The 25,884-nt window shown below is 49.9% G+C and carries 20 protein-coding genes and 2 pseudogenes; 11 read left to right on the top strand and 11 right to left on the bottom strand.

The window, feature by feature from the left end:
• Window positions 1-47 precede the first annotated feature (47 nt).
• Window positions 48-1,013, top strand: a complete 966-nt coding sequence (locus FD09_RS14345) for an ArsR/SmtB family transcription factor (RefSeq protein ID WP_057822384.1) — start codon at window positions 48-50, stop codon at window positions 1,011-1,013.
• Between the two features lie 177 nt (window positions 1,014-1,190).
• On the top strand, window positions 1,191-1,436 hold the full coding sequence (locus FD09_RS14340) for a hypothetical protein (RefSeq protein WP_235812310.1): 246 nt from the start codon (window positions 1,191-1,193) through the stop codon (window positions 1,434-1,436).
• A gap of 63 nt (window positions 1,437-1,499) precedes the next feature.
• Here FD09_RS14340 and FD09_RS14335 read toward each other — a convergent pair whose 3' ends face one another.
• On the bottom strand, window positions 1,500-1,757 hold the full coding sequence (locus tag FD09_RS14335) for a hypothetical protein (RefSeq protein ID WP_057822383.1): 258 nt from the start codon (window positions 1,755-1,757) through the stop codon (window positions 1,500-1,502).
• A gap of 48 nt (window positions 1,758-1,805) precedes the next feature.
• On the bottom strand, window positions 1,806-3,380 hold the full coding sequence (locus tag FD09_RS14330) for an ATP-binding cassette domain-containing protein (protein ID WP_057822382.1): 1,575 nt from the start codon (window positions 3,378-3,380) through the stop codon (window positions 1,806-1,808).
• Window positions 3,381-3,477: 97 nt separating this feature from the next.
• Between FD09_RS14330 and FD09_RS14325 the strand changes: the two genes are divergently transcribed.
• On the top strand, window positions 3,478-4,347 hold the full coding sequence (locus tag FD09_RS14325) for a helix-turn-helix domain-containing protein (RefSeq protein WP_057822381.1): 870 nt from the start codon (window positions 3,478-3,480) through the stop codon (window positions 4,345-4,347).
• A 229-nt stretch (window positions 4,348-4,576) separates the two neighbouring features.
• Here the strand turns inward: FD09_RS14325 and gyrA are convergent.
• The 6 genes and pseudogenes from gyrA to dnaA all read right to left on the bottom strand — a co-directional run.
• Window positions 4,577-7,025 (bottom strand): annotated as a pseudogene (gene gyrA, locus FD09_RS14320) (DNA gyrase subunit A); the annotation flags it as partial.
• Window positions 7,026-7,063: 38 nt separating this feature from the next.
• On the bottom strand, window positions 7,064-8,983 hold the full coding sequence (gene gyrB / locus FD09_RS14315; RefSeq protein WP_201782881.1) for a DNA topoisomerase (ATP-hydrolyzing) subunit B: 1,920 nt from the start codon (window positions 8,981-8,983) through the stop codon (window positions 7,064-7,066).
• 185 nt (window positions 8,984-9,168) lie between these two features.
• Window positions 9,169-10,314 carry a DNA replication/repair protein RecF gene (gene recF, locus FD09_RS14310; RefSeq protein ID WP_057822378.1) on the bottom strand — a complete coding sequence of 382 codons (1,146 nt, stop codon included), beginning with the start codon at window positions 10,312-10,314 and terminating at the stop codon, window positions 9,169-9,171.
• Window positions 10,304-10,537, bottom strand: coding sequence for a S4 domain-containing protein YaaA (gene yaaA / locus FD09_RS14305; RefSeq protein WP_057822377.1), 234 nt, complete (start codon window positions 10,535-10,537; stop codon window positions 10,304-10,306). The genes recF and yaaA overlap by 11 nt, the downstream gene beginning before the upstream one ends.
• Before the next feature lie 309 nt (window positions 10,538-10,846).
• Window positions 10,847-11,986, bottom strand: coding sequence for a DNA polymerase III subunit beta (gene dnaN / locus FD09_RS14300; RefSeq protein ID WP_057822376.1), 1,140 nt, complete (start codon window positions 11,984-11,986; stop codon window positions 10,847-10,849).
• 174 nt (window positions 11,987-12,160) lie between these two features.
• Window positions 12,161-13,546, bottom strand: coding sequence for a chromosomal replication initiator protein DnaA (gene dnaA, locus FD09_RS14295; RefSeq protein ID WP_057822375.1), 1,386 nt, complete (start codon window positions 13,544-13,546; stop codon window positions 12,161-12,163).
• 90 nt (window positions 13,547-13,636) lie between these two features.
• Here dnaA and FD09_RS14290 point away from each other — a divergent pair, with 90 nt between their 5' ends.
• The 7 genes from FD09_RS14290 (at window position 13,637) to mnmG (ending at window position 20,439) form a co-directional block, all read left to right on the top strand.
• A complete protein-coding gene (locus FD09_RS14290) occupies window positions 13,637-14,020 on the top strand; it encodes a hypothetical protein (protein WP_057822374.1) in 384 nt (127 codons plus the stop codon).
• Window positions 14,021-14,115: 95 nt separating this feature from the next.
• Window positions 14,116-14,256 (top strand): 50S ribosomal protein L34, encoded by a 141-nt coding sequence (gene rpmH, locus FD09_RS14285; RefSeq protein ID WP_057822373.1) that lies wholly within the window; start codon window positions 14,116-14,118, stop codon window positions 14,254-14,256.
• A gap of 406 nt (window positions 14,257-14,662) precedes the next feature.
• Complete coding sequence (rnpA, locus tag FD09_RS14280) at window positions 14,663-15,046, top strand: ribonuclease P protein component (RefSeq protein ID WP_057822372.1); 384 nt, start codon at window positions 14,663-14,665, stop codon at window positions 15,044-15,046.
• 61 nt (window positions 15,047-15,107) lie between these two features.
• A complete protein-coding gene (locus tag FD09_RS14275; RefSeq protein WP_083487990.1) occupies window positions 15,108-15,899 on the top strand; it encodes a YidC/Oxa1 family membrane protein insertase in 792 nt (263 codons plus the stop codon).
• 189 nt (window positions 15,900-16,088) lie between these two features.
• Window positions 16,089-16,907 carry an RNA-binding cell elongation regulator Jag/EloR gene (jag, locus tag FD09_RS14270; protein WP_057822370.1) on the top strand — a complete coding sequence of 273 codons (819 nt, stop codon included), beginning with the start codon at window positions 16,089-16,091 and terminating at the stop codon, window positions 16,905-16,907.
• A 230-nt stretch (window positions 16,908-17,137) separates the two neighbouring features.
• Window positions 17,138-18,532 (top strand): tRNA uridine-5-carboxymethylaminomethyl(34) synthesis GTPase MnmE, encoded by a 1,395-nt coding sequence (mnmE, locus tag FD09_RS14265; protein WP_057822369.1) that lies wholly within the window; start codon window positions 17,138-17,140, stop codon window positions 18,530-18,532.
• A gap of 8 nt (window positions 18,533-18,540) precedes the next feature.
• Window positions 18,541-20,439 (top strand): tRNA uridine-5-carboxymethylaminomethyl(34) synthesis enzyme MnmG, encoded by a 1,899-nt coding sequence (gene mnmG / locus FD09_RS14260; RefSeq protein WP_057822368.1) that lies wholly within the window; start codon window positions 18,541-18,543, stop codon window positions 20,437-20,439.
• Between the two features lie 89 nt (window positions 20,440-20,528).
• On the opposite strand, the pseudogene FD09_RS14250 reads toward mnmG, so the two are convergent.
• A pseudogene (locus FD09_RS14250) lies at window positions 20,529-22,082 on the bottom strand (ATP-binding cassette domain-containing protein).
• A 140-nt stretch (window positions 22,083-22,222) separates the two neighbouring features.
• Here FD09_RS14250 and FD09_RS14245 point away from each other — a divergent pair.
• Window positions 22,223-23,152, top strand: coding sequence for a helix-turn-helix domain-containing protein (locus FD09_RS14245; protein WP_057822365.1), 930 nt, complete (start codon window positions 22,223-22,225; stop codon window positions 23,150-23,152).
• A gap of 40 nt (window positions 23,153-23,192) precedes the next feature.
• On the opposite strand, the gene FD09_RS14240 is transcribed toward FD09_RS14245, so the two are convergent.
• Both FD09_RS14240 and FD09_RS14235 read right to left on the bottom strand, forming a co-directional pair.
• Entirely contained in the window at window positions 23,193-25,466 is a 2,274-nt protein-coding gene (locus FD09_RS14240) for an ATP-binding cassette domain-containing protein (RefSeq protein WP_057822398.1), read from the bottom strand.
• 161 nt (window positions 25,467-25,627) lie between these two features.
• Window positions 25,628-25,884: zinc ribbon domain-containing protein (locus FD09_RS14235; protein WP_157053852.1), on the bottom strand; the 257-nt coding region annotated here is incomplete at its 5' end.

The raw sequence follows: 25,884 nt of genomic DNA, 5'->3' as shown, positions 1-25,884 counted from the left end.
TACTGGTATCATTCAGTTAGAAGATCGACTAAGAAGAGGGAGATTCCATGACCAGTGCGCAATTTGTTTATTCCCATGATTTGGAAATCGCGATGGTGGCCCAAATGGCGCTCAGCAGCCGCTTTACACTACCCGCCGCCATTGCGGCTAAGCTTTCAGACATTACCTTGACCGGCCCCAGCCAGGAAATCGTCACGGCGCTGGATCAGTATCAGCTGGTACCGATTCTGGAAGTTATCGGTGCCAGTGATCTTGCCCATTTTCACGTGGCGACGTTTGCCGAAAAGGCGGGGACTCTACCGCCAAACGAGTTAATCAACCTCTTCTTTGGCGGCCAAATCACCCAACCAGCCAAGACCTGGCCACCCTTAGCCAAGCAACTGGCCACTCTTGGTTACACAGTCTCCGCTTTAGTCGGCCAATATCTGTTCGACCATCAGCAAACATTCTTAGCCGACCTGCAAACATTCCTCAATGCTGTCGCCAGCCATCTCACTGCCGCTGATTTCAAAGCTGCCGATGCCGCCGCCCAGGAACTGCAAACGCAATTGGCGCCGCGCTTGGCGAAAGAGGCACCGCTACCCCTCGCCGAAGATCTCATGGGCAAACAGTTCCGCCACCGCGGTCCCTATCAGCGATTCTTCTTTGTGCCCACATTCTTTGGTCCCACGATCCGTATTTTCGGCCGCCAACAAACACTTTTCATCCATGTTCCCCAAGCCCAGTTAACACCAGCAGAGATTGCCGCCATGTGGAAGGCCTTGGCAGACGATACCCGTTATGCCATTGTCCGATTGATGGATACCAATGGTCCACTCCGCGCAGTCGATCTCATTGACCACATTGGTTTCTCTGCATCCACCATTTCCCACCACCTGGACATTCTCCGACAGGCCGGGCTGATCCATGTTGAACCCGTGGGTCGGGCGAAATACTACTCGCTGAATCGCAATCGGTTCCGACAATTGGAGTTGATTTTACAGCGGCTTAGCGAGTCCAAGGAACCACAATAACCCCGCAAGACGTACGACAATCGAATCATAGTAGACTAACAGTTTTGTTAGGTTACATTGCATTGAAACCGCTTGACGACTGCCGAAACATTCTGTTAAGTTGACCTCAGGGATTTTCTTTTGGGACGCACGACCGCGAACTCGGAGCGCAATCCATTCAGATCGGAATTGATGTGCGTGATTAAAAAAATCTTCTCCAACGCTGGCAGCTTGATCCTGATTAATCTGGGGGCACTCGTCCTCATCAGCATCTGGGCCGCCTACTATAATTTTGGGCCAATGCTCGTAGGTGTGTCCGCTGGTCACGCGATACAAGATTTTGTGGTGACGGAAATAGTCTTTGGCGGTGGTTTCGTGGTTCTGTTCAACGCCTATGTGCTATACAGAACAGTGACGGGTAAGAATAAGCGTCATGAGGATTGACCGCTGTACGTCCATGTAATAAGGGTCCAGCCACAATGGAATTTGTGCCTGGACCCTTTTGTGTTATTTGTTTGGTAATACAAACCTGTGCTCACGAATCACCGATGATTTATTCCCACTCGTCAGAGGATCAATTTTTCCAGGAATCTCATGGCCAATGACTTGTTCGGCAGCCATGCGTCGGCCATCGTCGTGTTGGATATTCCTGAGTGCTAATTGTTCGACTTCGTCATCAAGCAACCGTTCCTGTTCAGCAATTATTTTTGCTGGATCACTTTTCAATTCAGTTATACTCACGCCGTGAACCCTCTGTTCTTTCACGAAATCATCTCCCCCAAAACTTTTGGCGCTGTATTTGATACTGTTATCTTACAACATGATTACCTGATCATACTGTTTCCGCATCTGCTCCGTCAGCCGATGACTCACCTCGATCAACGTGATCTCCGAATCATTCAAAAACCGCTCTGTCACCTGTGCAGCCGTGGCCGCATCCAAGGCCGAAGTCCCCTCATCCAGGAAGACAATGGGCTTGGGCTGGTAGAAGAACCGCGCCAGTGCCAGTCGCTGTTTTTGACCGCCAGACAGGTTCTTGCCGTTCTCATCAATCATTTGTTGATCCGTGGTTACAAAGTCTACCGCCGCCGCTTGCAAGGCTTGTTGTAAGCGTTGCGGACGCATATTCTTAGTCCACAGCGATACATTATTGGCGACCGAATCGTTGAACAGATACACGTTTTGATCGATGTATTGAGCAATTCCAGTCATGGTCGCATGATTAAGTTGGCGCAAGTCCACGCCATCAATAGCCACTCGCCCTGTATAGTCGGTAATCTGACCGTCCAAAATTTTGAGTAGGGTACTTTTCCCAGCACCGCTCTTTCCCACGATGGCGTATTTGCCACCTTTTTGGAAATGACAATTCAGATGGCTCAGAATCGGTGTCCCATCAATCGAATAGCTGACATCCTTGACGCTGATATCATGATCAAACTCGGTTTTGGTCACTGTCTGATCGGCCGTAGTCGGCTGCACTGCAATCTTATCGAACAACGGTCGAGTGGCTTTAATTTGGACAGATTCGTTACTCAACCGGGATAATGCGTTGAACACGGTCGCCGCAATATTCCCGGTAGAACTGATTGCCCCCAGGGGAATCAATCCGGCAATCGCCAGAATACTGGTGACCACATCGACAATCATTTGACAAAAGACACTCAATGCGCCGATGCTGTTGCCGACCCGTTCGCTGGTACGGGTATAGTCCACCCGAGTATGCTCATAGGTCTGGGCAGAATGGTGCACGAGTGCCTGCAGCTTGCCTAGTTTATTGGCATTGAACAACACGTCAAAACCATTCAGCACGTTGGTCAGATGATTCGACAGCGTTTCGTTGCCTTGGGACAGCTGACTGGTGGCCTGCGCCATTGATCTACTCAAACGACTGGGCAGCGTGAGCATCGCTGCCGCTAAGAGGATCACCACCAATGGCAGTGCGAAGTGATAGGCCATTAACGCTGCGATGGAAAACACGACGGCAGTACCGTCCGCAATCAGCTGGAAGAAATTATTGAAAGCTTTGTCCTCAATGTTGCTGGCATCGTTAATGTACTGAGAAATATATTGCCCGACATTTTTCTGGTGGAAATCAGCGTAAGATTGTCCCGCAATCTTTTTTGAAATCGTATCCCGAACATCCACCATGATGGCCTGCACTAGCTTTTCTTGGAAAACTGCTTGAAAGTAGTTACTGGCCAGCATCGTCAGCCAAACTAATAGATTCACGGAAACCCAGAATAACAGTTGCTGAATATTTCTAGAGAATACTGCGTTAGTCGAGAAAGTAAGTAAAACAGAGGTGATCGTTTGCAGGCCAATCGTGACCAAAATCCAGAGAATGTTGAGAACCATGCGCGGTTTGTGCATCATTAAGTATTTTTTCATTGCAAAGCCCCTTTTCGATTTGCTTGACCATAGCGTAGGGCGTAAGCTAATGGACAATTGGTTTTGTTTCCAAAAAGAAACCCGAGGGGGCCATGATATGCCGCAAAACTTTGGGGCCACATTCAAATATTTGCGTGAAAATCGGCAAGTCAGTCTCAATGCATTGGCCGATGAGGTCGTCTCAAAAAGCGCCCTGTCGAAATTCGAAAATAACGTCACCGATCTTTCCACCCAACGCTTTTTCCATATTCTCGCTAAGATTAACGTCGACCCAGCTGAGTTTATGACGGTGTTGAACCACTTCACACCCGCCCATCTGGATCGACTGCAGGGCCAAATGCAGCAATTCGCCGTGGCCGGCAACATCCCCGCGATGGAGAAACTAATTGCCGCAGAAAAACAAACTTGGGAAACGACGGGCAACCAATTTTCTCAACTCAATGATTTGATGTGCCAATGTATGCTGGCCAGTGTCACCGGCCAACAGATCGCTAAAAAGATTAGTTTGCGGCCGCTGATCGACTACTTATTCCGCTGCGAAACCTGGGGATATTACGAGCTATTGCTTTACGGCAACGCCATCTCCCAGTTATCTCTGGCCATGATTGACCAATTTTCTAAAATTCTGCTGACCAAAGTGGCCATGTATAACCCGACCAGTGGGATTTACGAAACAGCCATCATCACCTTAATTAATACGGTCGATATCTTTTTAAGCCATGGCGCTAACGTCAAAGCCGCGCGTACGCTCGCAATTTTGGCACATCAAAATCTGTATGAACCGATGATGCTAGAACGGATATTGATTAAATTTTATCGAGGTATTTTGCAGGTTCAGTCTGGCCAACCAAAAATCGGCAACGATATGATTCAAGGGGCTCTGGCAGCGCTACAGTTTGCGGATTGTACCCGGTTTGCAAAAAGTGCCGAAAGCCTGTTAACAAGGCTGGATTTGCGACAAAAATAGCGCGCAACCACGATTTTTCATCGCGATTGCGCGCTTTCTTTTTGCCCTAGTTAATCATCCGAATGATCTTGATCCTCATTCTCCTGATCTTCCGTGGCTCGATTCAACAATTCATCCAAGGCCTTGGATTGGCCAGCGGATAAATTGCCGCTATCGGTACTGGGTGTGGTGCCTGAATCGTCCGGTGATGTTTGCGGCCCGTTATCTGGACCAGCCGCGTTGTGATCATCGCCGCCGTCATCTTCATCTTCTGGCGCGACCTTCGCCAAACTAGAAACAGCGGCATCGTCATCCAGGCGAATCACCCGCACGCCCATGGCCGCTCGGCCAGTCTGGGAAACATCCGTGGTCTTGAAGCGGATCAGCACGCCAGTATTGGTGATCAGCAGCATATCTTCACTGCCATCCACTACGGTTAAGCCAGCTAACGGTCCGTTCTTCTTCGTGACGTTGACGGTCTTGATCCCTTTACCGCCGCGGCCCTTAATCGGATATTCGCTGGTAGCCGTACGTTTGCCATAGCCCTTTTCAGAAATAACCATGACTTCACAGTCGGGTTTCAAAATATCAGAACCAATGACGTAATCATTATCCCGTAACCGCACGCCCCGCACACCGCTGGCAGTCCGGCCCATGGCGCGGACAGCTTGTTCAGCGAAGGAAACGGAGTAACCCAGATGTGTCCCAATGATGATGTTTTGCTGACCATCGGTGAACAGCACGTTACTCAACTCGTCGCCTTCCCGCAGGTTGATGGCCTTCAGACCATTGCTGCGGATGTTTTCAAACTCGTGGACGCTGGTCCGTTTGACCGTACCGTCCCGGGTAATGAAGAACAAGTAATGCTCGGCTTGATCATTTTCTGCGACATTAATCACGGTTTGAATCCGTTCACCAGAATCGATCCCCAATAGGTTAATGATCGGAATACCCTTGGCAGTCCGGCTATATTCTGGAATCTCATAGCCTTTAGCCCGGTAAACTTTGCCCTGGTTCGTGAAGAACAGCAACACATCGTGGGTCGAGGAAGAAATGAGGTGTTCGATGAAGTCGTCATCGTGCACGCCCATACCTTGAATCCCGCGGCCGCCACGGTTTTGGACCTTGAATTCAGTGGCTGGCAACCGTTTGATATAACCGTTGTGGGTCAGCGTCAACACGACGTTTTCCTTCTCGATTAAATCTTCATCCTCAATGCTAAGAACTTCGCCGACCAGCAATTCAGTCCGGCGCTTGTCGCCGTACTGCTTCTGGATATCCAGCAATTCTTGATAAATGATATCGTGAATCCGTTCTGGCTTGGCCAAAATATCCTTGTAGTCGGTAATCGAGGCCTGTAAGTCATTGAATTCACTGTCGATCTTGTCCCGCTCCAGACCGGTTAAGCGCACCATCCGCATATCCAAGATAGCTTGGGCCTGCTTATCATCCAGCGCAAATTGATCGATCAATTGGGCCTTGGCGACATCACCGTTGGGCGCACTGCGCAGCAAGGAGACGATGGCGTCCACATGATCCAGGGCGGTCCGCAAACCGTCTAGGATATGGGCCCGGGCCTCGGCTTTGCGCAGCTCAAACTTGGTCCGGCGAGTAATGACGTGCTCTTGGTGCTGCAGATAGTAAACTAGGATCTGTTTCAAGTTCAACAGTTTCGGTGCACCGTCCACAATGGCGACCATGTTGAAGCCAAAGTTGGTTTGCAGAGGCGTCAGTTTGTACAGATTATTCAATACCACCGTGGCGGAAGTGTCCCGGCGAATATCAATCGTGATCCGCATACCTTCCCGGTCAGATTCATCCTGCAAAGTCGTGATCCCGTCAATTCGGTGATCCCGGGCTAAATCGGCGATCCGTTCCACCAGTTTGGCCTTGTTGACCATGTACGGAATTTCGTGAACGATGATCCGTTCCTTGCCGCTCTTTTCAGTCTGAACTTCGACTTTAGCTCGGAGGATAATATTCCCCCGGCCAGTTTCGTAGGCCCGGCGAATCCCTGATTTACCCATGACTACCCCGCCAGTAGGGAAATCCGGCCCCGGTAAAGCTTCCATCAAGTCGGCCGTGGTGGCATCTGGATTGCGCATCAAAATGTGCAGGGCAGAAATAACTTCCGACAGATTATGGGGCGGAATATTGGTCGTCATCCCGACGGCGATCCCGGTAGCCCCGTTAATTAACAGGTTCGGAATCCGTGACGGCAGCACCACGGGTTCCCGCTCGGTGCCGTCATAGTTGTCTTGGAAATCAATAGTGTCTTTGTTGATGTCCCGCAACATTTCTGTGGCGATCTTGCTCATCCGAGCTTCGGTGTACCGCATTGCTGCGGCACCGTCCCCATCGACAGAGCCAAAGTTACCATGGCCGTCCACTAACGGATAGCGATAGCTAAAGTCTTGGGCCATCCGGACCATTGATTCGTAAATGGCAGAGTCCCCATGGGGATGGTACTTCCCCATGACGTCCCCGACGATCCGGGCAGATTTCTTATACGGCTTATCCGGTGTGACGCCCAGTTCGTTCATACCGTAAAGAATCCGGCGATGAACAGGTTTCAGGCCGTCCCGAACATCCGGCAGTGCCCGCGCCACGATGACACTCATCGCGTAATCCAGGAAGGATTTGCGCATGGTCTCCGGCAAATTGACCGTATGAATACGCCGGTCTTGTGCATTATCCATGAAGTGTATTTTCCCCTTTCACGTTTGGTGCCAGCCTGTTACGAATCAATGTCGGCATAGTTGGCATTCTTCTCGATAAATTCTCGGCGCGGTTCGACCTTGTCGCCCATCAGCATATCGAACACCGCATCCGCCTCAATGGCATCAGCGACGTTCACCCGTTGCAAGCGGCGATTCTCCGGATTCATGGTCGTATCCCACAACTGGGACGCATCCATTTCCCCCAGACCTTTGTACCGCTGAATTGCAGGCTTCGGACTCGGTTGCAATGTTTGCAAGACTTCTTGCAATTCTTCGTCGGAATCAATATAGCGAATAAACTTACCCTGACGAACCTGGTACAGCGGCGGCTCGGCGATGTAAATATAGCCGGCATCCACCAATGGCCGCATGTAGCGGAAGAAAAGCGTCAGCAGCAATGCCCGAATATGGGCCCCATCAACATCGGCATCGGTCATGATGATGACTTTATGGTAGCGGGCTTTGGAAATATCAAAGTCGCCGCCAAAACCAGTCCCCATAGCCGTAAACAGAGAACGAATTTCATCGTTTGCCAAAATCCGGTCCATGCTGGCCTTTTCCACGTTCAAAATCTTTCCCCGAATCGGCAAGATAGCCTGAGTCAGACGTGACCGGCCAGACTTAGCAGACCCGCCGGCGGAGTCCCCCTCGACGATGAATAATTCAGAAATCGATGGGTCCTTACTGGTGTTATCGGCTAATTTACCGGGTAAATTGCTGATTTCCAAACCAGACTTCTTCCGGGTCATTTCCCGCGCACGCTTGGCGGCTACCCGGGCCTTTGACGCGACCATGCCCTTATCGACGATGGCTCGTGCTTCATTGGGATTTTCCATCAAGAACTTGGTGAACATCTCGGAGAAAGTCCGATCAGTCACAGTCCGGGCGTCTGAGTTGCCCAGTTTTGTCTTGGTCTGTCCCTCAAATTGCGGGTCGGGATGCTTGATCGACACCACAGCCGTCAAACCTTCCCGAACATCATCCCCGGAGAGCTTTTCGTCTGGATCTTTAATAATGTTCTGCTTATGAGCGTAGTCGTTGATCACCCGCGTTAAGGCGGCTTTAAAACCGGCCTCGTGGGTCCCGCCTTCATAGGTGTGAATGTTGTTGGCAAAGGTCATCAAGATGGAGTGATAGCCCGAAATATATTGCAGGGCCACTTCCACGGTGATGCCATTTTGCTTGCCTTCCACGTAGATCGGTTCTTGGAAAAGTACATCCTTGCCGTGATCCAAGTATTCGACGTAACTCTTGATGCCGCCTTCATAATGGAAGACCAGCTTCTCATGGGTTTCTTGCCGCTTATCGGTAAAGGTCAGCTTCAAGCCCTTGTTTAAGAAAGCCAGCTCACGAATACGGGTGGTGAGGATCTTATCGTCGAAAGTCGTGGTTTCGGTGAAGATCTCTGGATCAGGAACGAAATGCACTAGCGTACCATGCTCATGTTCCGCCGCCGTGCCGATAACTTTCATTGGCGTGTTGACCTTGCCACGGTGGAAGTCCATGTAATACTTCTTGCCTTCGCGGGCGACAGTGACATCCAAACTGGTGGACAGAGCATTCACAACTGACGCACCCACCCCGTGCAGACCACCGGAAACTTTATACCCGCCACCGCCGAATTTACCACCGGCATGGAGAATCGAAAAGACAGTTTCCAGAGCTGGTTTGCCAGTCTTCTTTTGGATATCGACGGGAATTCCCCGGCCATCGTCTTGGACAGTGACGGAGCCGTCTGCTTCGACGGTGACTTCAATTTTGGTCGCAAAACCGGCCAGGGCTTCGTCGATACCGTTATCGATGATTTCCCATACGAGGTGATGCAAGCCTTGGCTGCTGGTGGCGCCAATGTACATCCCGGGCCGTTTCCGGACTGCTTCGAGCCCTTCTAGGACTTGGATTTGGCTGGCATCGTAGCTTTTGGCCAGTTTTTCCATGTGTTCTTCATGGGCTTCTTCTTTGGGCGTTAAATGTTCTTCGTCTGCCATTAAAATTAAACCTCCTGATTCAGAGAGCGAATAAAAGTCATCGCTGATGGGCCGTGCCAAAGCTGCGTAATCTGCGGTGGCACTAGACTCATTAGGATTCAAACAATTGTCTTTATCCCATTGTTGTTATTAGTTTACTGTTCTGCATCCGGCATTTGGCCGGGCGCACTGACGGTCAGGTGGCCTTCGCCGATCGTCATGATCCGGGGATCGTGGACGATGTCTTTGGCCACGCCGCTGAGGTCGGTGGTGGTGAGGAATGTTTGGACTTTGCTTTGGAAGGTGGCCAATAGGTGGGTCTGGCGCACGGTGTCTAGTTCAGACAGCACATCGTCCAGTAACAGCAGCGGGTATTCGCCGGTCTGCTGTTTCATTAATTCAATTTCTGCTAATTTCACACTCAACGCCGCGGTGCGTTGTTGGCCCTGAGAGCCAAACGCCGCGACGTTTTTATCGTTCGTCATGAATAACACATCGTCCCGGTGCGGCCCGGCCAGGGTGACGGATTGTTCGATCTCCCTAGTCCGCAGCTTTTGATATAACGTCAATAAGGCCTGATACAGCTCTTGAGCAGATTGCAGTCCGCTCAATTCACTGGGTACAACGTATTGGAAAGTGAGGGTTTCTTTGCCCTGGGTGATTTCCTGATGCAGTTGGTTGGCAAAGACCATCATCTGGTTCAGCAGATCTTGGCGGGTATGGATGATTTCGGCGCCAAAACCGGCCAACTGATCAGATAACACATCCAGATAAACCAGATCTTTGGCCTCGTGATAATGAAGTTGGCGCAAGTATTTATTGCGCTGGCGCAAAATGGCCCGGTATTGGGTCAAATTGTACAAATACTTGGGACTCATCTGACCAAATTCCATATCCACGAACCGTCGGCGCTGACTCGGCGCCCCTTTGACCAAATTGAGGTCTTCTGGGGCGAATAGGACCACGTTAAGCTGGCCTAAGTAGCTAGATAGCCGGGACTGCTCCAAATGGTTCACAGAGGCTTTCTTGCCTTTTTTCGTGATAGTCAGCTGCAATGGAGTGCGCCCGCTTTGTTTGACCACCCGGCCAGTGACTGTCGCAGCCTCCGCGCCCCACTGGATCAACTCGTGGTCATTGTGAGTGCGGTGGCTGCGGGCCAGAGCCAATACGTAAATGGCCTCCAGCAGGTTGGTTTTACCCTGCGCATTTTTACCCAGCAAAATATTTAAACCAGGTGCGAAGTCGACGGTTAATTCTTCGTAATTCCGAAAATGGGAAAGACGCAGGTGGTCAAGATACATGGTGACCTTCCACCAGCGCAATCGTGCCTACATCGGGGATCACTACCCGCATGCCGGGATAAAGCTTGCGTCCGCGCCGGTCTTCCGGGCTGCCGTCCACTTGCACCGCTGTTTCTTGCAAAAACCACTTGGCTTGGCCGCCAGTACTAATTGCGCCCACATCCTTGAGCAACTGGCCCAACGTTATAAAATCATTTTGCAATTGAATTTCTTGCGTGGCCAAAAGGTACCACCTCACTTTTTCCTGTCGATTGTAAAAATACTACCTCTACTATTATATCTGTTTGAGACCCTAAAAACAACGAAATCGGGCATTTACAGACACTTAGCGGCAATTTTTACAGAATAAGTGTGAACTGTCGAAAAATGGTAAAAGCGCTGAGAAAGCCAATCAGAGCAAAATAAAAAGAGGACCCCAAAAAAATCCCGCTGAAACGAAAACCTGCCAGCCCGCATTAAAGGCAAACAAAAAGACCAAGAATTCGATCAGTCAATTCTTGGTCTTTGCTGGTTTTCGACTTATTTTTAAAAACTAAAATGTCCGAATCGGAGTAATTAGTTGGATGAACTGTTGGGCATCGTCCGTCGGGGCAATCGTGAAGGGCCGCAATGGTGAAGTAAAGGCCATATTGACGTCGCCTTGGCCAATGACTTGCAGCGCATCTTTCATGTAATCTGGATTGAAGGAGATATCCAGCGTATCCCCAGTTAAGGCCGTGAAGGCAATCTCTTCTTGGACCGTTCCGACATCCGGCGATGTGCTGGACAGCACGGCCGTATTATCTTCAGGAGTCAATACTAAGCGAACGACGTTATTGCGGCTTTCGTGGGAAAGCAAGGATGCCCGTTCGATGGCCGCCCGGAAAGTATCCGCAGCGACGGTCAACGCGGTGGTGTGTTCAGTGGGCAATAATTGCTGAGTATTCGGGTAATTGCCCTCCAGTAATCGGGAATAAAACGCAGTGTTGTCCAACAAGAAGAGCACTTGATTTTCCGCGATCCGCAAATCAATGGTATCCACGTTATCGGGAATCGTCCGGGACAGCTCGATCAAGCTGCGACCAGGAATGTTAATGCTGTAATCAGCATCGCCGGCATTTTCCAATTTGACAATGCGTTGGGATAACCGGTGGGTATCCGTGGCTACAGCCAGCAACTCGCCATTATGAATGGATAAATGCACACCAGTCAAAATAGGCCGACTATCCTGATTTGATACGGCAATGACGGTTTGAGCGATCACTTCCCGCAAAACAGCCGCCGCAAGTTTCAGCGAGTGGTCACTGGCAATCGTAGGCAACAACGGATATTCATCGCTGTTTTGCCCATTAATCGTGAATTCAGCCTGACCGGAGGTGATGACGGCCTGCAGATTATCTGTGGCCGCAATAGTCATTGTTTTTTCCGGCAGTCGCTTCACGATATCGGTGAAGAAACGGGATGGTAAAACGATGGCACCTGGTTCAGCCACTTGTAATTGGGCTTGATCGGCGGCCACGGGGATCGTGGTTTCAATCGAAATATCGGCGTCGCTGCCGGTGAGGGTGAGCTTTTCTGCATCGAGGCTAAGTTTCAACCCGGTCAAAATGGGGATTGTCGTTTTACTGGCAATGGCCCGTGAAACATTGTTGAGGGCCTTGATAAACACATCACGATTAATTGTGAATTTCATCACGTAACTTCCTTCCTGAGGGGACCTGAGTGACTGCTGTGGTATTATTCTTTTTAAAAGAATTTATAGTAATAGTAATAGGGCCTGTGGAATCGGTGGATAACTATTCTCAGCAACTATCCACAAGGCCTTTTGCCTGGGGATAACCGGTGGATAACTTTTGGGAAAAGTCGGCTAGTTATCCCCATCCTGTTCGCGAATCATGCCCTTGAGTTCGTTCACGGCATCCCGTAAAGCCGGATCGTTTTTCAATTCGGCGGCAATTTTATCGTACCCATGGATGACGGTGGTGTGATCGCGACCGCCAAATTCGTTGCCAATCTTCGGCAACGAATTATCCGTGAGTTCACGGGCTAGGTACATGGCAATCTGGCGTGGTCCCACAATGGTTTTGACCCGTTTCTTCCCTTGTAACTCCTGCACCGTGACGTGATAATAGCGGGCCACAATCCGTTGAATGCGGCTGATCGGAATTTCTTCCGTGCTGTTGGCTTTCAAACCCTTCAAGGCATCGGCGGCTAAGCTCGTGGTGACGTCTTCGTTCTTCATCCGGGCATAAGCCTGCACTCGCACCAGCGCACCTTCCAGTTCGCGGACGTTGGAATCGATTTGTGCGGCGATGTAACCCAGCGCATCATCAGGAATATCCAGATGCTCGGCGTTGGCCTTATTCCGCAAGATAGCCGTCCGGGTTTCCAGATCTGGCGGGGTAATATCCACGGATAAGCCCCATTTGAAGCGAGAGACTAGGCGGGCCTGCAATTTTGGAATATCGTTGGGCAGTCGGTCGCTGGTCAGTACGATCTGCTTTTGATTGTTATACAGTTCGTTGAATGTATGGAAGAACTCTTCCTGGGCTCCTTCTTTTTCGGCAAAGAACTGGATATCATCGACCATCAGTAAGTCGCAAGTGCGGTATTCCAACCGGAATTGTTCCATTCGGTGGGTCTGAATGGAAGTGATGTAGTCGTTGACGAAGGCTTCACTGGTCACGTATTTGACCTTGGCGCGAGGATTATTCTTGAGCAGCTGATGGCCGATAGCTTGCATTAAATGGGTCTTGCCCAGCCCGACACCACCGTAAAGAAATAGTGGATTGTAAGTTTGACCGGGCTGTTCAGACACGACTAAAGCGGCTGCATGGGCCATTTGATTACCCGTCCCGATGACAAAGGTATCAAACGTGTACTTATCATTTAAGTGGGTTTCCCGCAAATAATCCGGATTGGCTGAGTCGCCGTCGTTTTCTTCCGGCGCTTCATCCGGGTTGCCAAACTCAGCAGTTTCCGGATTATGGCCGCCAGCTTGAGCCACTTGAATGACTGGTTGCAACTCTTCCTGGGTATAGGAATAAATCAATTCGATCACCGGAACCATCAACTTGCGTTCCCAGTAATCCTTATGCAATTGCGTGGGGACACTGATAATGAGTTGTTTCTTGTCTTTATCGATGGCCACCGGTTTGGCAGTTTGGATCCACGCTTTGTAACTAAAGTCCGAAAAGCGCTCATGAAAATTTTGATCGATATATTGCCAGAGATCGGTCAGATTATCGGCCATTAATATGCCCCCTCCATTGATTCCCGTTCATTGGTCACGAAGAACATTTTAGCATTCGCACCAGAAGTTTTCCACAGGTGGATAAGTATTGTGAAGAGAAAACCACAAGCGGGGATAAAGAGTTATCCACAGGCAGAGGAAACTGAGGAATATTCAGGGGCACATGTGAGTTGTCCACAAGATGATTGTGGTGGGAAAGCCTTGGAATATGAGGTTCCCAAGGTTATCCACAGCTATTTGTTCACCACTGTGGATAAGATTTGCACACCATGTGGAGGAGTTATTTTTGGTGGACAACCGGGGGATAACTCGTCGGGTGAAAGCGAGCAGTATGCACAACTGGTCCACAAAATGATGGTTGCTTGTGGACAAAAAACGGGGTATCCTGCAGTAGTTATCCACAGGCTGTACTACAACAGATTTCAACCTTTTTTCAGTTTTATTGAAAAAATAATGCCCTATATTGGCATTTGATATTGGCGCATTCTTGAAAATATGCTATTATTTATCAGTAATACGCTCATCAGTCTAAGATGGGCGTCACCTATGGACCGAGGGGGTGTCAATTCATGTCAACGAAACGTACTTATCAACCGAAGAAGATTCATCGTGCGCGTGTGCACGGCTTTATGAAGCGCATGAGCTCAAAGAATGGCCGTAAAGTGTTAGCACGGCGTCGGGCCAAGGGCCGCAAAGTCCTGTCCGCATAATGACCGAAACGACGTGCTTGACGTTTTGCGCCAGCCAAACGGCGAAAGGGCCCCAGGTGGTGCTCTTTGGTCGTTTTTTTTTGCAGAGGGCGCAGCCGAGCGGTTAGAAGCGTAGGGATAAGGCAGGGCGGGCGAAAAACCCGCACTTAGGTTTTGCGTCCGCCCTGCCTTATCCCCTAGCTTCTGCTCGGCGGAGCCCGTTTCCGAGAGGAAGGAAAGGACGGCAGAAAACCCGCACTTAGGTTTTATACGCTGACGCCCTAGCTTCTGCCTGGCGGAGCCCGTTTACGCTAAGGTAAACGACACATCCACGACGTAAACTTTTTCACCGTATCACTACTACTATTCGCATTATTCGTATCGTCACCACCCACATTCAGATGGTGCCTTCAGGAAGGAATTCGTTTTGCGCAAATCATATCGGGTTAAATCGGAAAAAGATTTTCAGCGGGTATTCGACGCTGGCCATTCCGTGGCAAATCGGTACTTTGTCATCTATCAACTGCCCAAGGCCGGCCAAAAACATTTTCGGGTCGGTATTTCGGTGGGGAAAAAGGTAGGTCACACTGCCGTCTTGCGCAACCAGATCAAGCGGTACATTCGCCAATCACTGCATGAGATGAGTGAAGAATTACCGCGGTCTGTGGATTTTCTCGTGATCGCCCGTAAAGGCGCCGGGAATCTGGATATGGCCACTACCAAAAGCAACCTGCAACACGTACTATCACTGGCAGACCTGTTGAATCATTCCGCTGCCACCAGTCATCGAAATCAAGAAGATCGAGGTTAGACACTTGAGCAAGAAAACGAAACGGACGCTCAAACGCATCCTATTAATCGCGGCATTAGCCATGCTGGTTGTTGTGTTGACCGGCTGCGGCAACATGAATAGTCCCGTCACCAAGAGCTCGACTAATTTCTGGGATCGCTATGTCGTTTACTATTTCCAGCAATTCATTCTCGTTATGGCCAAAAACTGGCATTTGGGTGTGGCGTGGGCCATTATTGTCTTCACCGTAATCGTTCGGGTAATCCTGTTGCCTTTGATGTATTTCCAATCAAAGAGTCAGAAAAAGCAGATGCAGCTGCAACCCGAAATTAAACAGCTGCAACAGAAATATCCTGGCAAGGATGTTGATTCCCGCCAGAAATTAAACGAAGAAACGCAAAAGCTTTATTCTGAAGCCGGCATTAACCCCATGTTGGGCTGTTTGCCGCTGTTATTACAGATGCCAATTATGTTGGCCTTGTATCAAGCAATTTACCGGACCCCAGATCTGCGGGTCGGTTCGTTCATTTGGATGCAGCTCGGGCAGCCGGATCAGTACCATATCTTACCAATTGTCGCTGGTCTGTTGACGCTGTTGTCGTCCTGGTTAACCATGAAAGCGACGCCGCAACAAGGCGGTATTGGGATGGCTATGATGGGTGTATCGGCCATCATGATTACATGGTTTGCCTGGGTCACGGCTTCTGCCGTATCCATTTACTGGGTTGTTTCCAACCTCTTCCAAGTGGGTCAGACCATGCTCTTACAGAATCCGTGGCAGATTCAACGCGAAATGGCTGCGAAGGAAAAAGAGAAGAAAGACAAGGAACGACGGTTGCGTCGGGCCAAGCGCCGGGCGTTGAAGAAACGGTAATATTTCCGAGGGCGTAAGCAGGGGGAGGAACGGACTGCGCAGTCTTGCCAATCATTTTCTCCGCCTTGCGGGCAGCAATGCGGGAGTTTTTTGCACACCATCATGAACCGACGCCAAGGCGTCTTTGTTCGTTTGGCGGATAAAAACAATCTTCGTATTCTGCGATCGCCTCAAAGGAGGACGAATACGATGCCAACATATGAAGGACGGACACTGCAACAGGCCATCGACAATGGCTTAGCTGAACTAGCCTTAGCCCGCGATGAAGTCACAGTGGATGTCATTGCAGAGGGCAAGCGGGGATTTCTCGGTTTCGGCCGTAAGCCTGCTGTGGTTAATATCAAGAAGATCGAGATCAACACGGATTCATTCAATATTAATGTCCCTGCACCAACCAAGCACCATCATGAAAATCCGCTGCCGCATTTAGAAAAGCGCTTGCAGGCGGCTGCTACCGCTGTAGTCGATGATGATCCGCCTGCGGATCCCCCGGCGCAACCTGCCAACAATCCGGCGGCACCATCCGTGCGTGAGCAGCACATCGAATCCGCGCTGGCTAATGTCTCTGCTTACGTGGTTGATGTCACCAATGCTTTGGATTTACCCACATCGGTGAAAATCGAAAAGACTGGCCGGGATAAATGGACGTTTTATCTCACCACGGATCGGGAGGGACTATTGATCGGCAAACATGGCCGGACGATTAATTCCTTGCAATACTTAGCCCAGATCCTATTCTCTCATCTCACGCATAGCCACGATGTGGTGGAGCTCAACGTGGGTAATTACCGCGAACGGCGGGAACAAGTGCTGGAAAAATTAGCAGTGAAAACCGCGCGTGACGTCATCGCCACCGGCCAGCCCATTTTCCTGGACCCCATGCCTTCCTTTGAACGCAAGGTCCTCCATGCCACCTTGGCTGACAACCCTTATGTCACCACCCACTCCGAAGGCGACGAACCCAAGCGCTACGTCGTGATTGAACGAAAAAAAGGAGCCGTCGTTTAAGTTCTTGAAACATGATATTATTTCCCGGGCAATAGTCCGGCACGAAGCAGGTCGGATCGCCGGCTTGCTTTTTTCTGGGAGTTGCAGCGCCAGAAGCGTCGTGCTATTATAGTGCTAATTAAATCGGGTTTAAAGTAGTCAAAGTGCTTTAGCCAACCAGCAATGGGGTCAATCGATACCCGTGCTGATTGGCATAGCGCTTTTTTTATTGGCAAAGAAAGGAAACGCGCATGGCAAATTCAATCACAGCATACGATACGATTGCAGCAATCTCCACGCCGCCTGGTGAAGGCGGTATTTCCATTGTCCGGTTATCCGGCGATGAGGCCATTCAAATTGCTCAACGGGTATTCAAAGGGAAAGACTTGGCCAAAGTAGCTTCCCATACCATTAACTATGGTCACATTATTGATCCCACTAATCAGGACGTCGTGGATGAAGTGATGGTTTCGGTTATGCGGGCGCCCAAGACTTATACTCGGGAAGACGTAATTGAAATTAACTGTCACGGCGGCATCGTGGATACTAATCGGATTCTCCAGCTGTTGCTTAGCCATGGTGCGCGGATGGCGGAGCCCGGTGAATTCACCAAGCGGGCGTTCCTTAACGGACGGATCGATCTGACCCAGGCCGAATCCGTGATGGACTTGATTCGCGCCAAGACGGATAAGGCCATGCAGGTGGCTGTGGATCAATTGGACGGCAGCCTTTCCCACTTAATCAAGCACCTGCGCCAGGATATTTTCTCTGTGTTGGGCCAAGAAGAGGTCAATATTGATTACCCTGAATATGAGATGGATGAAGTCACTGGCAAGATGATGTTGGAGAAGGCCACTGAAGTCCGGGATCATCTGCAACAATTAATGAAGACTGCGAATCAAGGGAAAATCCTGCGAGAAGGGCTGGCCACAGCGATTATCGGCCGGCCAAATGTCGGCAAGTCCAGCTTGCTCAATTACTTGCTCCACGAGGACAAAGCCATTGTGACCGACGTGGCCGGAACGACCCGGGATACGCTGGAAGAATACGTCAATGTGCGCGGCGTGCCGCTGAAACTCGTCGATACGGCGGGCATTCACCACACCATGGATAAAGTGGAAAAAATCGGCGTGGAACGTTCTCGCAAGGCTTTGAGCCAAGCTGATTTGGTGCTTTTGGTTCTGGATGCCAGTGCCCCTTTGCAAAGTGATGATCGGGAATTGCTGAAGGCGACAAAGGACAAAAAACGGATTATTCTTTTGAATAAAACCGATTTACCGGCGCAGATTCGCCCGGCTAATCTGGAAGCCGTGGTGACCGACGACACTTTAATTATTCCAGTATCAATCCTTAAGACGGATGGTCTGGATCGGTTAGAAGCCGCCATTGCAAAGTTGTTTTTCGATGAAGGGATTGAAAACTCCCAAAGCAATGTCCTAGTGACCAATGCCCGCCAATATGGGCTGCTGGCCCAGGCCAAGACGGCTTTGGACGATGTCATCACCGGTTTACAAAATGATGTCCCACTGGATTTGGTGCAAATCGATATGACCACGGCTTGGGAAAAGATGGGCGAAGTGGTCGGCGAAAATGCGCCAGATGAACTGATTACCCAATTGTTCAGTCAATTCTGTTTAGGAAAGTAGGGAAAATAGTGACAGTACCAGAATATACAGGTGAAGACTACGACGTGATCGTTGTGGGTGCCGGTCATGCCGGTAGTGAGGCGGCCCTGGCCGCGGCCCGCATGGGGCAAAAGACCATGCTGATTACATTGAATCTGGAGATGGTCGCATTTATGCCCTGCAATCCTTCCGTTGGCGGACCAGCCAAGGGGATTGTGGTCCGGGAAGTTGATGCGTTGGGTGGCCAAATGGGTAAAAACATTGATGCCACCTATATCCAGATGCGCATGCTCAATACCGGCAAAGGACCGGCTGTGCGTGCACTGCGGGCACAGGCAGATAAGAATGCGTACCATCGGGTCATGAAAGATACGTTGGAAAACACCCCGAATTTGACCTTGCGTCAAGGCATGGCTACTGATTTGATTGTTGAAGATGGGGAGTGTCGGGGAATCGTCACGAATACCGGTGCCCGTTACCGTGCCAAGTCAGTCGTACTTACCGCCGGGACCAGCTCCCGGGGGAAGATTATTATCGGCGAGTTGATGTATTCCTCCGGTCCTAACAATTCGATTCCGTCCATTGAACTTTCTGAAAATCTGGAGAAACTCGGCTTTAAGCTGCGCCGGTTCAAGACGGGTACACCGCCCCGGGTCAATGGCAACACGATTGATTACGATCAGACCCAGGAAGAACCCGGGGATAAGACCCCCAATGCGTTCAGTTTCACGACCAAAGATGCAGACTACCTGCAGGATCAAATGTCCTGCTGGATGACCTATACCAATGAAGAGACCCATAAGATCATTCGGGCCAATCTGAAGCGCGCCCCGATGTTTTCCGGGGTCATTAAAGGGGTCGGCCCACGGTATTGTCCGTCCATTGAAGACAAGGTCGTGCGGTTTGCGGACAAGCCCCGCCACCAGATCTTTTTGGAGCCGGAAGGCCGGGATACCAGTGAATATTATGTCGGTGATTTTTCCACCTCCATGCCGGAAGAGATCCAGCAAAAAATGCTGCACACAGTGGCTGGGTTACAGCACGCAAAAATGATGCGGCCGGGTTACGCCATTGAATATGACGTGATCGAGCCGTGGCAGCTGACCCATACACTGGAGACCAAACACGTCAAGAACCTCTTCACCGCAGGTCAGATGAATGGCACCTCCGGTTATGAAGAAGCGGCTGGTCAAGGAATTATTGCCGGCATCAACGCCGCTTTGCGGGCCCAGGGCAAGCCTGGCTTCCGCCTGGGCCGTGATGAGGCCTATATTGGGGTAATGATCGACGACCTGGTCACCAAGGGCACCAACGAGCCGTATCGGCTGCTGACGAGTCGGGCAGAATATCGATTGGTTTTGCGCCATGATAATGCGGACTTGCGGTTGACTGAAAAAGGCCGGGCACTGGGGTTGATCGATGACGATCGTTATGCGGCTTTCGAGGCCAAGAAGCAGGCTATTGAGGCAGAAATGGCACGGTTGCACAGCATTCGCATCAAGCCGGGCAAAGAAGTGGATGATTTCCTAGCTAGCAAGGGCGGTGCACCGCTGAAAGATGGTATTTTGGCCAGTGATTTCTTGAAGCGGCCAGAGGTTAGTTATGAAGATCTGGCCCAATTCATGCCCGATCATCCCGCTGTGGATCGCCGGGTCATTGAGCAGGTGACAATTCAGATCAAGTACGCCGGCTACATTGCCAAGGAGCAGCAAAAGATCGACCGGCTGCATCGCTTGGAAGCCAAGAAGATTCCGGACCACATCGACTACAACGCCATCAACGGCATTGCCACCGAAGCCCGGCAGAAGCTGACCAAGATTCAACCAGAGACTATTGCCCAGGCAGGTCGGATCTCTGGGGTAAATCCCGCGGATGTGGCGATTTTGAGTGTGTATATTGAACAAGGAAAAATCGCGAAGGTTGGATAATACAATATATTTCAAAGCATAGGGGCACGCGTGTCGCCCGTGTAATAAGGCCCCGAGTCGGTGTGATCGATTCGGGGCCTTATTTTTTCTCAAATTGTATACACAGCGTTCAACTGATCTCGAATTTCTGGTCGAAGATGATGAGTGACCATGATTAACGTAATGTTTGGATTTGCCACCAAGACAGATTCGATCGCATCGGCACTTTTCTTGTCTAAAGCGGAGGTGCCTTCATCCATCATGATAATATTGCGACCACTGATTAATCCGCGGGCTAAGGCAATTCGCTGGCGTTGTCCGCCAGACAGATTCCGACCATTGTGATCGAGCATTGTGTCGATACCTTCAGGTAAATGATTCACCAGGTCGTCCAGTTGAGAATCATGGATGACTTGGTGCAGTTGTTCCTCGTGATAATGATTACCCAGTGTAATGTTGTTGCGCACAGTATCGTTGAAGACATAGGGTGTTTGGTCCAGCTAAAGTAAATGTTGGCGCAAACTTTGCATGGATAGTTTTTGATAGTCAATGCCATCATAGGTGATATTGCCCTGATAATTGAGCAATTTCCCAGCCAGGATGTTGAGTAAAGTGGACTTTCCTTTGCCAGAATCACCTACGAGAGCATATTTTTTACCTTGTTCAAAGGAAAAATGAATATTTTCCAGAATTGGATGATCTGAATCAGGATAAGTGTAGTTCAGTTGTGTCACTTGAATCCTGGCGGTTAGTGCAGAAACGGGCTGTTTATTTTGCTCGTCCTCAGGTTTGACGGCGTTGAATTTATCAAATATTGGTCGTGTCGTATGCAAATCCATATTGGAGAAACTGAGCGCAGTAAAACTGCCAAAAACCTGACTGGCTAAAGCGGAGACAGTGATAATACTCCCGACTTGGAGGATTCCGCGCCACACTAACCAGCCCGCAAAACCTAGCATGCCAATTTGGAAAAGAACACTGAAGAAATTAATAAAGGCGGCATTCAAACCCATAAGGCTCGCAAAGGAAACTTTTTGCTTGGCGAGGGAATTAGATGCAGACACTGTCTGTTTTTGAATATTCTTCCGCATATTCAGCATGAACAGCGGATCAAATCCTTCTAAGGCGTCGGTGATCCGGCTGGTCAATTGCTCGTTAGCTTTGGTCATCTGTAAAGAAGCAGTGTTTAACCGTTTGCGGAAGACCTTGGGCAATTCAATTAGGATACCTGATAATGCTAAAACCACGATGACGATGCTGTAATGATAGAATGCCAGCGAGATACCGTTGAAAACGATAGTCACCCAGCCGTCAACAACAGCGTAAAATTCAGTAATGCCTTGAGTGTTGATCGTATTAACATCGTTTGTTAGCCAAGAGACATAAATCCCATCGTCTTTTTCGTGATAGTCTTGGTAATTAATGCGGGATAGATTGCCGGTAATATCTGAGCGAATAGCGGTATCGATTTTCTGAGTGACTATTTCTTGATAACGTTTCTTCGCGATAATCATCAAACAGTAAGCAGTGTAAGCGGCAAGTTGAATGCTGACGTATTGGAAAAACTGAGGAAGGCGAAGATGGGCGATGGCGGTGAGGGCGTTTCCCTCAGAAATATTCGAAACCACAGGGAAAATATTGTAGACGCCAATGATCACCAGCATCAGCAAGTTTTCTTGTCTGAAACGATGTAGATAATTTTTGAGCTGCATGACAATCACTCCTCGTCTTTTTACTGAGTTTAGCAATTGGGGGAAACAGCTTGTGTTATAATTCCAGTATATTGGAAAAGAGGGTTGCCGAAATGATGACATATGGCGAAACTTTCCGTTATTTTCGCAAGAGCAAAGGTCTGACGCTGAAGCAGGTGGCGGATGAGGTCAATTCTGTTTCGCTGGTGGGTCAGTTCGAGAATGATCAGTCCCGAATATCGGTGGCGCGTTTTGTCCATTTGTTAGAACAAATTGCAGTCAGTTATGACGAGTTTCAGCTGAAAAGACAAGGGACGACTCGGACACCCGTGGAAGATAAGATTCATAATTTTGGCGCCCTGACCAGCATCGAACAGGTTATCGCGGATAACGGCCAGCACATCAGTCAAACTGAATTAAACCAGCATTTTCAGCAATTAGTAAAGGCCAGCGAGCGGTACTATAATGTGCAGCTTGAGCAATACGTGACGTTGATCCAGTATGAGTGGCAGCATGCCGATGGCCAGATGAGCAATTATCCCCGGCAATTGCAATACTATCTGACGCAGGTGGATGATTGGGGATTATACGAATTAAATCTCGTCAAAAAATGCTTTCGGCTTTTTCCGCCAGAAATTAGTTGGCAGCTTTTACAGAACGTCCGCAAGAAAGTAGCGCTGACGACTCAGCTGCCAGGGTTTGACAGTGAAATCGTGAACGTGTATTTTTCGGCAATCACGGGCTTCATTGTGCGTCATGATCTGGCTAAGGCTTGGCAAACCTGGCACTTGGCCCAGCAGTTTTGTCAGCAGCAAAGCATGGCCCATTCCTCAATCCTCTTGCCGGCCATGGCGGGGTGGATCACCTTGCATGAAGGTCATGAAGAAAAGGCGAAAGCATTGTTCGCGGAAACGCTAAACTATTTCGATATGCTGCACCTCACGAAGATGCATGACCGTTGGCAACAGATTCTAGCGGGGCAAATCAGCGCCTATCACAAAAAAATCCCGCAATATTTTGTTTTTGTCACGCCGTTTGAGTAACAAAAAAGCCGGCGAGAAAAATCTCGCCGACGCATTCAGATTAATGAGTGTTGCGGGCTGCATTGTATTCCTGTAACGCTTGACCAGTCCGAGAAGCTGGCACCGCCATAGCGCCTTGAGGTGTCCCAGAATAAAGGATTTTACCACCGTAAATCCCGGCGTTCGGTCCCACATCGATCAACCAGTCTGCCTGGCAAATCACTTGCAGGTTATGTTCGACGATGATGAGAGAGTTGCCGGCAGCGACCAGTTCGTCAAACAACTTCAGTAGTTTCTTTACATCTTGCAGGTGCAGACCGGCAGTGGGTTCATCCAGCAGATACACCGTACCAGTTTTATTCAGCTGCACGGCCAAATTCAGCCGTTGCTTTTCACCACCGGACAGAGTGGTTAATGGCTGCCCCAGGGTCAGGTAAGCCAAACCGACTCGGGCCATGTTGGCCAGCGGGGCATGGATGGCAGGGACATCCGCGAAGAAGTCGATGGCCTGATCGATGGGCATCGTTAACACATCGCTAATGTTTTTACCATGGTAGTGATAGCTTAAGGCTTGATCATTGTACCGGCGGCCATGGCATTGTTCACAGACCTGCACCACGGGGTCCATAAAGGCCATATTGGTGATCGTGACCCCTTTGCCCTTACACAATGGGCAGGCACCGCGACTGTTGTAACTGAACCAGGTGGTGGAGACATGATTGGCCTGGCCGAACATCTTGCGAATAGGGTCCAAGAGATCCAGATACGTGGCGGGTGTCGAGCGGCGATTGGCGCCAATTTCACCCTGAGCCAAGTCGATGTAACCGTCCTGCAAGTGCCGCCGCAATGCCGCCATTAGTGAGCTCTTCCCAGAGCCGGCTACCCCGGAGATCACTGTTTCAATTCCCAGTGGCACATCCACATTCACATGTTTTAAGTTGTGCACGGTCACGTTCCGCAACGAGATCGTATCTTTTGCCGGTCGAGTCGGTTGGCGGAAGGTGAGTCTTTCTTGTAACAGACGGCCGGTCAGCGTGTTACTGCGCAATAATTCATCGTAAGTGCCCGTGAAGGTCACGTGGCCGCCGAAAGTACCCGCCCCAGGGCCAATCTCCACCACATAATCCGCCAGTGCAATCAGTGCCGGGTTATGTTCCACAATCAAGATGGTATTGCCCTTTTCCTTCAACCGGCGCAGCGCCTTTTTGATGAGTTCAATATCATGGGGATGCAGCCCGACGCTAGGTTCATCCAGTATGTACACCATATCGACCAAGGCGCTGGTGAGAAACTTGGCAATTTTGATCCGCTGTGTTTCGCCACCGGACAGAGAACTGGTGCCGCGGTCTAATGTGAGGTAACCAAGGCCGATATCAATCAATGAACCGATTTTACCCTGTAACTCCCGGACCACGTCTTTAGCCAGTGGCACCGTGATAGTGTTCAGGAACTTCTGGACATTGACCAGGTCCATCGCCAAGACATCTGCGATGTTCAGATTATTAATATGGTTTGTCAGGACTTCTGGTCGCAACCGGGTGCCGTGGCAGGTGGGACAAGGCTGGCGGGTGACGATCTCTGCCAGGGCGGCCTGGTGATGTTCAGCTTCTTTTTTGCCAATAATGGAGCGTTTAATGCGTGGGACAACACCTTCATACAAGGCGGTGCGCGGCCACTTTGCGGGCGCATTTGGGATGGTTTGCTGAGGCGCATACAGCAGTTTATCCATTTCGTCTTTGGAGTAGTCTTTCAACGGTTTGTCGTTATCAAACAGACCGCTGTTGACGTAACGGCGCCAGCGCCAAGTGTCCGGGCCGAAGCTGACGAAGGTAATGGCTCCTTGATTCAAGGATTTATTGGGGTCGATCAATTTGTGCACGTTAATGTCGTCCACATAGCCCAATCCCTGACATGTGGGACACATCCCTTGGGGCAAGTTGAACGAAAAAGTATCCGAATAACCGATGAACGGCTTGCCGATTCGCGAAAACAGCAGCCGCAACAAGGAGTAAATACCGGTATAAGTGGCCAAGGTCGACCGGGCGTTCTTCCCGATCCGCTTTTGTTCAATGACGATGGCCACGGGTAAATGATCGATACTGCCCACTTGGGGTTGCCCATATTTCGGCAGATATTGTTGGGTAAAACTGGGAAAAGTTTCGTTCAGTTCTCGCCGGGATTCGGCGGCGATGGTGTCGAAAACCAAAGATGATTTCCCGGAACCGGACAGACCGGCAAAAACAGTAATGGCATATTTGGGAATCTTCAGATCCACATGGTGTAAGTTATTTTGTTCCGCGTCATGGACGGCGATATAGCCTTTTTCAAATAAAATAAGCAAAGACCTGCTTTCAAAAATGTCCTCAAATGTATACACATCCGGTCTATGGTGGTACTTCAGATTTAGGCCCGTGGAGGACAGTGTTTAGTCGATTTCGTTAACGCCGATATTCCCCCAACTGAACAAGTCAGCTGGGACAGTGACCGACTGGAGAATCATCTCTGAACGGTTACCCGTTCTGGCGGAAGCCCCGCCGCATACGCAATTAAATTCTGCACCGCATTATCATCCCGATCAATGACGAAGCCGCACTCATAACAACGGTAAGTGTGGTGCTGATGATAAATACTGTCGCCCTGCAAAGTCATCTTGCCCCCATAGCTGTCTGCGGTCTTAACATACCCACACCGTGAACAGCGTTGGGTCGACGGAAAGCAACGATCAGCAATCACCACCTGGCGATGCTGCCAAG

The sequence above is a fragment of the Schleiferilactobacillus perolens DSM 12744 genome (assembly GCF_001435585.1).
In the GTDB taxonomy this organism is placed as follows: Bacteria; Bacillota; Bacilli; order Lactobacillales; family Lactobacillaceae; genus Schleiferilactobacillus; species Schleiferilactobacillus perolens.
Note: the sequence above shows the minus strand (reverse complement) of the source record. Positions and strands in the feature narration are given on the sequence as shown.